The sequence below is a fragment of the Rhodoplanes roseus genome (assembly GCF_003258865.1).
Lineage (GTDB): Bacteria > Pseudomonadota > Alphaproteobacteria > Rhizobiales > Xanthobacteraceae > Rhodoplanes > Rhodoplanes roseus.
This window is the reverse complement of record NZ_NPEX01000091.1, coordinates 1-8,630: the sequence shown is the minus strand read 5'-3', so window position 1 is coordinate 8,630 and position 8,630 is coordinate 1. Positions and strand designations below refer to the sequence as shown.

The 8,630-nt window shown below is 69.2% G+C and carries 7 protein-coding genes; 2 read left to right on the top strand and 5 right to left on the bottom strand.

Translation table 11 applies throughout. The features are described 5' to 3' along the window. Positions 1–98 precede the first annotated feature (98 nt). The 5 genes from iorA to CH341_RS14620 all read right to left on the bottom strand — a co-directional run bounded on the left by iorA (position 99) and on the right by CH341_RS14620 (position 7,300). Positions 99–1,931 (bottom strand): indolepyruvate ferredoxin oxidoreductase subunit alpha, encoded by a 1,833-nt coding sequence (gene iorA / locus CH341_RS14640; RefSeq protein WP_111419748.1) that lies wholly within the window; start codon positions 1,929–1,931, stop codon positions 99–101. A gap of 364 nt (positions 1,932–2,295) precedes the next feature. Beyond that, positions 2,296–3,633 carry a phenylacetate--CoA ligase family protein gene (locus CH341_RS14635; protein WP_111419747.1) on the bottom strand — a complete coding sequence of 446 codons (1,338 nt, stop codon included), beginning with the start codon at positions 3,631–3,633 and terminating at the stop codon, positions 2,296–2,298. 385 nt (positions 3,634–4,018) lie between these two features. Beyond that, positions 4,019–5,236 (bottom strand): M20 family metallo-hydrolase, encoded by a 1,218-nt coding sequence (locus tag CH341_RS14630; protein ID WP_111419746.1) that lies wholly within the window; start codon positions 5,234–5,236, stop codon positions 4,019–4,021. 81 nt (positions 5,237–5,317) lie between these two features. Next, the gene (locus CH341_RS14625) at positions 5,318–6,163 is read right to left on the bottom strand and encodes a DUF2189 domain-containing protein (protein ID WP_111419745.1); all 846 of its coding nucleotides are present in this window, start codon (positions 6,161–6,163) and stop codon (positions 5,318–5,320) included. Positions 6,164–6,313: 150 nt separating this feature from the next. Continuing rightward, positions 6,314–7,300, bottom strand: a complete 987-nt coding sequence (locus tag CH341_RS14620) for a substrate-binding domain-containing protein (protein WP_111419744.1) — start codon at positions 7,298–7,300, stop codon at positions 6,314–6,316. A gap of 249 nt (positions 7,301–7,549) precedes the next feature. On the opposite strand from CH341_RS14620, the gene CH341_RS14615 reads away from it, so the two are divergent. Continuing rightward, positions 7,550–8,281, top strand: a complete 732-nt coding sequence (locus CH341_RS14615) for a 50S ribosomal protein L11 methyltransferase (RefSeq protein ID WP_210208317.1) — start codon at positions 7,550–7,552, stop codon at positions 8,279–8,281. A gap of 116 nt (positions 8,282–8,397) precedes the next feature. Then, positions 8,398–8,630 (top strand): dTDP-4-dehydrorhamnose 3,5-epimerase family protein (locus CH341_RS14610; RefSeq protein WP_146604479.1); only part of this gene is annotated, 233 nt, incomplete at its 3' end.

Sequence of the window (8,630 nt, the reverse complement as noted above, 5' to 3'; positions counted from 1 at the left end):
GTGGCTGGATTCCGGGTTCGCCGCTGCGCGGCGCCCCGGAATGACCGGGGTCTCCGCCTGCGCAGGGCATGACGACGGAGAGCTGATCGATCCGGTGCTCATTGGACGGCTCCCGTCGCGACCGGCTGGATGCAATCGGTGGGGCAGACCTGGGCGCACAGGGTGCAGCCGATGCAGGTGGCGGCGTCGATCGTCACCTTGTGGCGCCCCTCGAACAGCTCGCCCGACCAGGTGATCGAAGGACAGCCGAGATTCATGCAGGACTGGCAGGCGATGCAGCCCGCCGCGCGCACCGCGACCGGCGCGCCCTTGATCTTCACCGGATCGAGCACGCAGGGCCGCGAGGCGATGACGACGGAGACGCCGTGATGCGCCGTGGCCTCGCGAAGCGTCTGCAGCAGACGGCCGACCTCGTAGGGATCGATCACGCGCACCCACTCGATGCCGATGGCACGGCACAGCGCGGCGGTGTCGACCCGCGGCGCGGCGTCGCCGCGCAGGTCGCGGCCGGTACCTGGATGATCCTGGCCGCCCGTCATCGCGGTGATGTGGTTGTCGAGGATCAGCACCGTGATGTCGGCCTTGTTGTAGACGGCGTCGATCAGCGGCGGGATGCCGGAATGCAGGAAGGTCGAGTCGCCGATGGTGGCGACCACCGGCTTGTCGCAGCCGGCCTTCGCCATGCCGATGGCGTTGCCGATGCTCGCGCCCATGCACACGCAGGTGTCCATCGAGCGCAGCGGGTCGATCGCCGCGAGCGTATAGCAGCCGATGTCGCCGGCGACATGCGCGCCGATGCTGCGAAGCGCCAGGAAGCTGGCGGTGTGCGGGCAGCCCGAGCACAGCACCGGCGGGCGCGCCATCGGCGTGATGTCGAGCGGGGCGACGGGGGCGGGTGCCTCCATCAGCCCGGCCTTGGCGAGGCCCTCGCGCAACAGCTCCACGGAAAGCTCGCCGAGGCGCGGGAACAGGCTCTTGCCCTCGGCCGGAATGTCGATGGCGCGGATCGCCTGCTCGAGCGCCGGCTCCAGCTCCTCGACCACGATGACGCGCTCGACCGAGGCGGCGAAGTCGCGGATCGCGTCGACGGCGAGCGGATAGGACCCGGCGAGCTTGAGCACCGGAAAGGCCGGCGCCGCCTCCTTCACGTACAGATAGGCGAGGCCCGAGGTGACGATGCCGCAGCGGCGGTCGGAGCCCGCGTCGTGCTGCGTCAGCGGCGTCTCGGACATCCAGCGCGACAGGGCCGCCTCGCGGGCGATCACCTTGGGATGCAGCCGCCTGGCATTGGCCGGGATCGTCACGGTGCGGGTGTGGTCGCCGATGAAGCCGCGCGACGGCGGCACGCGGCGAGGCCCTGCCCGTACGACGCTGCGGGTGTGCGAGAGGCGCGTGGTGCCGCGCAGGATCACAGGCGTCTCGAACTGCTCGCTCAGGTCGAACGCGATCCTGGTGAACTCCAGCGCCTCCTGGGCGTCGGCCGGCTCCAGCACCGGCACGCCGGCGAGCCGGCAGAACAGCCGCGTGTCCTGCTCGTTCTGAGAGGAGTGGATGCCGGGGTCGTCGCACACGACCACGACGAGGCCGCCATGCGCGCCGATATAGGACATGCTCATCAGCGAGTCGGCCGCGACATTGAGGCCGACATGCTTCATCGCCGCGAGGGCGCGCACGCCGGCGAACGACGCACCGATGGCGGTGTCGAGCGCCACCTTCTCGTTGGTCGACCACTGCGCCGTCACGTCGGTCGGATCGTACTCGGCGAGGGTCTCGAGAATCTCGGTCGACGGGGTGCCCGGATAGGCGGCCGCGACCCTGACGCCCGCCTCCCAGGCGCCGCGCGCGATCGCCTCGTTGCCGGTGAACGGAAACGCCTCGGCCCGGCTCCGTGCGTCCGCGTCCCTCTCCTGCGCCAGCGCCTCTGTGCTCACGGCTATCTCCCTCCGGGCCCGTTCTCGCGCACGGACCGCCCTGGTTTGGAATCACTCTGATCTGTCTCGCCGCGTCCGGAGTTGAGAAAGGTCAAAGGGATGTGCGTGGGATGAAGTCCCGAAGCACGGGCGGCGGGTGAGGGGCGTTGCTTTAGTTTTAGACTTGCCGCGCGCCGCAGCCTGTTCCCTCCCCCCTCGTGGGGAGGGTGCCGAGCGAAGCGAGGCGGGTGAGGGGGCGTCCCGCGAATTCGGAGTTGGTGGAGAGCCCCTTCACCCGTCTCGGACCTTCGGTCCGAGCCACCTCCCCCACAAGGGGGGAGGGAACGCGGGAGCCGCGTGCGCCGCCGTGACGTGAGACTCTGAATTATCCCGCGACGTGCCGCTGGTCCTTCACACGCACGGCTTTGCCTTGCGAGCGCGGTACCTCGCCGGGGAGCTTTGCGACGACGCCGCAGGAAATGCCGATGGTCGACTTGATGCGGTGCTGCACTTCTCGCGCGACGCGCGACAGACTCTCGTCGTCGCGTGGAGAATCGGGAGCGATCTCGACCTCGACGCTCATCTGGTCGAGCGCGTTCTTGCGCGTCAGCACGAGCTGATAATGCGGCGCGATGCCGGGCAGGCCGACCAGCACGGCCTCGACCTGCGACGGGTACACGTTGATGCCGCGAATGATCATCATGTCGTCGTCGCGGCCGGTGACCCGCATGATCCGCACATGGCTGCGCCCGCAGGCGCACGGCTCGTCGACCAGCCGGGTGATGTCGCGCGTGCGATAGCGGATCATCGGCAGCGCTTCCTTGGTGAGCGTCGTGATCACCAATTCTCCGGTCGCGCCGACCGGCAGCGGCTCCAGCGTCTTGGGATCGACGATCTCGAACAGGAAATGATCCTCCCAGCCGTGCAGGCCGGCCTGTGCCGTGCACTCGCAGGCGACGCCGGGCCCGAGGATTTCGGACAGGCCGTAGATGTCGATCGCCTGCAGGCCGAGGCGCGTCTGCAACTCGGTGCGCATCTGCTCGCTCCACGGCTCGGCGCCGAACACGCCGACCCGCAGCTTCAGATCCTCGGGCCGGATGCCGCTCTGCTCGGCGACCTCGGCGATGTTGAGCGCGTAGGAGGGCGTGCAGCACAAGACGTTGGCGCCGAAGTCGCGCATCAGCGTGACTTGCCGCTCGGTCATGCCGCCCGACACCGGCACCACCATGCAGCCGAGCGCCTCGGCGCCGTAATGGGCGCCGAGCCCGCCCGTGAACAGCCCGTAGCCGTAGGCGATGTGGACGATGTCGTGCCGTGTCACGCCGGCGCCGGTGAGCGAGCGCGCGATCAGGTCGGCCCACAGCGCGATGTCGGCGCGCGTGTAGCCGACCACGATCGGCTTGCCGGTGGTGCCCGACGACGCGTGCACCCGCACCACGTCCTCGCGTGGCACCGCGAACAGGTCGAACGGATAGTTGTCGCGCAGGTCCGCCTTACCGGTGAACGGGAAGTGGCGGATGTCGGCGAGGACTTTCAGATGATCGGGCGTGACGCCGCGCTCCTCGAAGCGGCGGCGCATGTGCGGGACGTTGTCGTAGGCACGCTGCAGAGTCGTCTTCAGGCGTGAAAGCTGAAGCGTGGCGATGTCGCGGCGCGGCATCGTCTCGGCGGCAGGATCGAACAGCGGGGCGACGGGTGCGGGTTTGAGGGCCGGCCGGTTCATTCATCTCCCCTTCGGTCTGTGGCGCGACGAAGCGAGCGGGCACGAACGCGTCCGCTGTCGCGATGCGGGTGAACGATGTCGGGGGTGCCGGCCGCCGGACGAACCGGGGCGCGAGTCGAATGATCTCTGACGCACGGCAACAATCGAAACACCGCGGTGGCTCTGAGGCTCTCGCGTGACGACGAAATATAATGATGTGTCCATAAGGGATGCGTCGGCGCAGCGCAATTGCGCAGAACCCCCGATCGCGGACAGAGCGTTGCGACGTGATCACGAGGCGTGCAGCGGAGCCTTGCTTAGCTGCCGGCTGAACGCATGCAGGAATAATGAAGTATAAGCGATGATTATATGGGTGGCCACGCCCATCGCAGCCACCCGCCGTTGCTTATGCAATCTTTTGCAAAATACGCGAAATCGCATCGGCCATCACCTCGCAGCCGAGCACGATGTCGGCATCCGAGGTGTTCTCGGCTACGTGGTGGCTGATGCCGCCGATGCTCGGCACGAACAGCATGCCGGCGGGCAGGACACGTCCGACCTCCATGGCGTCGTGGCCGGCGCCGCTCGGCAGCATCACGGGCGGGTGGCCGGCGGCGTCGGCGGCGGCCGCCAGGGCGGCGACGATCTCGTCCGCCATGGCGGTCGGGGCGACCAGGGTGGTGCGGACCATCGCCACCGCGACGCCCCCCTCGGATGCGGCGGCGACCCGCTCGGCCAGGGCCCGCTCCATCTGGTCGAGGATCGCGACGTCGAGGTCGCGGATCTCCACCGCCATCTCGGCCTCGCCCGGCACGACGTTGGCGGCGCCCGGGCGAAACGCCATGGCGCCGATCGTGAACACCGTCTCGGCGCCGCCGAGAGCCGGAAAAGTCTCGCCGATCCAGGCGGCGAGCCGGATCAGCGCCGCGCCTGCATCGCGCCGCATCGCCATGGGCGTGGTACCGGCGTGGTTGGCCGCCCCGGTCGCCGTCACCCGGAATCGGCGGATGCCGGTGATGCCGGTGACGACTCCGATCTTCCGGCCGGCCGCCTCGAGCCGGGGGCCTTGCTCGATATGGGCCTCGAGGAAGGCCAGATGGCGGGCCGGGTCGAGCCGGAACTCGGCCGACGCTCCGGCCAGCGGGGCGAGCGCGGCCGGGAGGGGACCTCCGTCCTCGGCGCGCGCCGCCTCGATCTCGCCGGGCTTCAGGGTGCCGCAGAACGACCGGCTGCCGAGAAAGGGCAGGTAGGTGCCCTCCTCGTCCTCGAACGACACGACGTCGATTCCGACCGGCCCGCGGCCTCCGGCCTCCCGGAACGCCCGCGCGATCTCGAGGGCGTAGATCACCCCCATGGCGCCGTCGAGCCAGCCGCCTATCGGCACGGTGTCGGTATGGGAGCCGATCAGGACCGCCTTGTCGGCGTCGGGGTCGCGTCCGAGCACATTCCCGACCCGATCCATGGCGGCGGCGAGGCCGGCCGCCTGCAGCCGCTCGACCAGCCACCGCCGCGCTGCGAGATCGAGGTCGGACAGGGCGACCCGGTCCACCCCGGTCTCGTAAGCGCCGAAGCGCGCCAGCGTGCGCAGGTCGTCGAGCAGGCGGTCGCCCCTGATGGCGATCATGGCGGAGAGCTCCGGAAAACGCGCCGCGCCGCCGCGACTTGCGTCGCGGCGGGCGGGTCGGATGGAAGACGGCGAGCCGGATCAGGCCATCGGCAGGACGATTCGCCGATACAGATGCCAGGTCGCGTGACCCAGCACTGGTAGCACGACCACGAGGCCGAGGAACCCCGGCAGCGAGGCGACCAGGAGCAGGAGCACGACCACGATGGCCCAGCCGATCATCGGGACCGGGCTCGTCGCCACGGCCCGGACGCTGGTGATCATGGCCGTGACGAAGTCGACGTCGCGGTCGAGCAGCAGCGGGAAGGACACCACGGTCAGCGAGAACAGCACCAGCGACAGGGCGGCGCCGATCGCATGGCCGATCACCAGGAACAGCCAGCCCTCCGGCGTGGTCGCGAGCACGACCAGGAACTCGTGCAGGGAGGTGAAGCTGCGCAGGCCCAGCATCAGGGCGATCAGCAGGCGCACCTGGTACATCCACACGACGAACACGAACAGCGTCACGAACGCCATCCAGCCGAGCTCGCGATGATGCTGCGCCCAGATGGTGCGCAGCACGGCCGACCAGCTCAGCGGTTCGCCGGTCTCCCGGCGGCGGCTGACCTCGTACAGCCCGACCGCGACGAACGGCCCGACCAGCGCAAAGCCGGCGGCCAACGGATAGGCGAGATACCCGACGCCGGCCATGAAGGCGGACCATACGATCAGCATGCCGCCGATCGCGTAGAGCGCTCCGAAGGCGAGCCCGTAGAGCGGCGCCGCCTGGAAGTCGCGCAATCCTGCGGCGAGCGCCTCGACGATGTCCTTCACGGCGACCTTGCGGACCTGCGGATCCGTACGGCGCACCACGGCGGCGGCCGCCACCGCGGATTCGGGCTGGGCGGCGGGGACGGCGGCGTGATGAACGGCGTCCTGGTGGCTCATGGCGACCCCCTTGGTACGTCGGCGTTTCCTCACCCGTAGAGTTACGGGAACACCGGCCGGTGGCAAGGGGGTCCGGCCCTGCGGCCGATCACGCCGTCGCGAGGGGAGAGCCGGTCGACGCCGCGAGCGAGCCGTGACCGTGCTCGATCGTCACAGCTTGAAAGACGTTGTCGTCGCCGGATGGAACAGCTCCTCGACTGAAACGAGCCGCGACGACAGGCCCTGCCTGTGATGGTGATGCAGGAAGGCTTCCAGCGTCTTGCGATTCGGCTCGACGCCGTAAGGCCAGAAGTCGTCGCCCATCATCTCGCGCGCCTCTTTCAGACGCTCTTCCACGAACGGCAGCGTCACCTTCGTGGCGGAGGTGTCGCTCAGCATCGCGAGGGCTGCGACCTTGGACCGCTCGAACGCCTTCAGCACGGCGGCCGGCAGCCACGGATGCTGGTCCACCAAGCTTCGCCGCACGCCGATCAGATGCATGATCGGGAAGATCCCGGTGCGGGCATGATAGTCCTTGGCGGCCGCGACGGGGTCGCGGAACAGCCAGCCGATGTCCTTCGCACCTGCAATAAAGGAGGGCGGCCGCGGCGCGATGAATCCATCGATCTCGCCGGCCTGCAGCAAGCCCGAGATGGTGGCGCCGCGCGGGGCGTCGTCGAGCCGAACCCCGTCGGGCAGCCGGACCGCGATCTTCTCGGGCCGCCCGGGCTCCTCGATGCCGCCGCGGATCCAATGGATGTCCGATGGCTTGACGCCGAAGTCCTCCTCCAGGAACGCACGCGCCCACACATTGGCGGTGAGCTGGTACTCGGGAACGCCGACCTTCTTGCCGATCAGGTCGCGCGGCTCCTTGATGCGGTCGGTCCGCACATAGATCGAGGTGTGCCGGAACGCGCGCGACACGAAGGCCGGGATCCCCACATAGGGCGCGTCGCCGTTCGCGGTCTTCACCGTGAAGCTCGACAGCGACAGCTCGCAGATGTCGAAATCGACCGTGCGGAAGGCGCGGAAGAAAATCTCCTCCGGCGACAGCCGCATGAACACCGGGTCGACGCCATCGATCGGGACGATCCCGTCGATCAGCGGGCGGTTGCGGTCGTAGTCACCGACGGCGACCGACACACGGAGATTGGGCATGCGGGCGTGACCTCTCGGTTCTTGGTGTTGCGGGGGTGGGCAGGAAACCACTGAACCCCGACGGGGGCCTCGGCGTTGGCAGGCGCGAGCGTCGGGGCCGGAAAACTCCTGGAATTGCGCGACGAAGGCTCGTCGTGGGGCGTGTCCAGCCGGCAAGGTGGGCGCGAACGGACTCCGATTGCAAGAGCGCTGGCGGCCGCGCGGGCCGTCGCGGCCCGCCTCCGGGCCGGACGAACGGGAGCACCGATCTTGCACGACGTCCTGACCGATCCGTATCGCCTCGGCCATCCCCGGCCGTCCCCCGGCAGGGCGCGTAAATTCTTCCGGTCCTTCGTCCACTTCTTCTCGTATCACCTGTTCCTCAAGCGGAAGAGCCGGCGCACCGTCGAAGCGGCCGGCTTCCGCCTCGCCGTGCTGCCGACCGTGTTCGATCCCAAGCGGTTCCTCACCAGCGAGTTCTTCGCCGGCTATGTCGGATCGCTCGATCTCGCCGGGATGCGGGTCGCCGATGTGGGCACCGGGTCCGGCATCCTGGCGCTGGCGGCCGCACGGGCCGGGGCCGACCGGGTGCTGGCGGTCGACATCAATCCCGAGGCGGCGAGGGCCGCCGTCGAGAACGCCGAGAGCAACGGGCTCGGCGGTCGGGTCGCAGGCATCGGCTCGAATCTCCTGTCGGCGGTGGCGCCGGAACCGTTGTTCGACGTGATCATCTCCAGCCCGCCGTCCTTCCCGGGCGAGCCGCGCGACGTCGCCGACCGCGCCTGGGTGGCCGGCCCGGACTATCGCGACATTGCCGGCCTGTTCCGGCAGGCGCGCGAGCGGCTGCAGCCGGACGGCCGGATGTACGTGCTGTTCTCGTCGGACTCCGACCTGCATCGGCTCGGCGGCCTGATCAGCGAGGCCGGCTTCACGGCGCGGCTGGTCGGCGAGCGGTCGATCGTGCTCGAGTCCTTCTTGCTCTACGAGCTGCAGACGGCCTGAGCCGGGCCTCACGACCCGCTCGACCAAGGGCGCGACCGGCTGGTTTGCGGGACGGCGTCCGATCGCTTAGGTTCGCGCGCGCGGCATTGCGGCCGCGGCATTCAGCGTGCGATCCAATGACCTCAGCGTCTCCAGCGGCGAGCCCGTCCTCTCTTCCCCGTGTTTTTGTTGCCCGTCGGTTTTCGGATTCGCGGGGTTGGTTCTGCGAGACGTACAACGCGTGTCGGCTGGCCGGGGAGGGGGTCGATGTGTCGTTCGTGCAGGACAACCAGTCCTACTCGGCGCGGCGCGGGACGGTGCGTGGGCTGCATTTCCAGGTTCCGCCGCACGGGCAGGGGAAGCTGGTGCG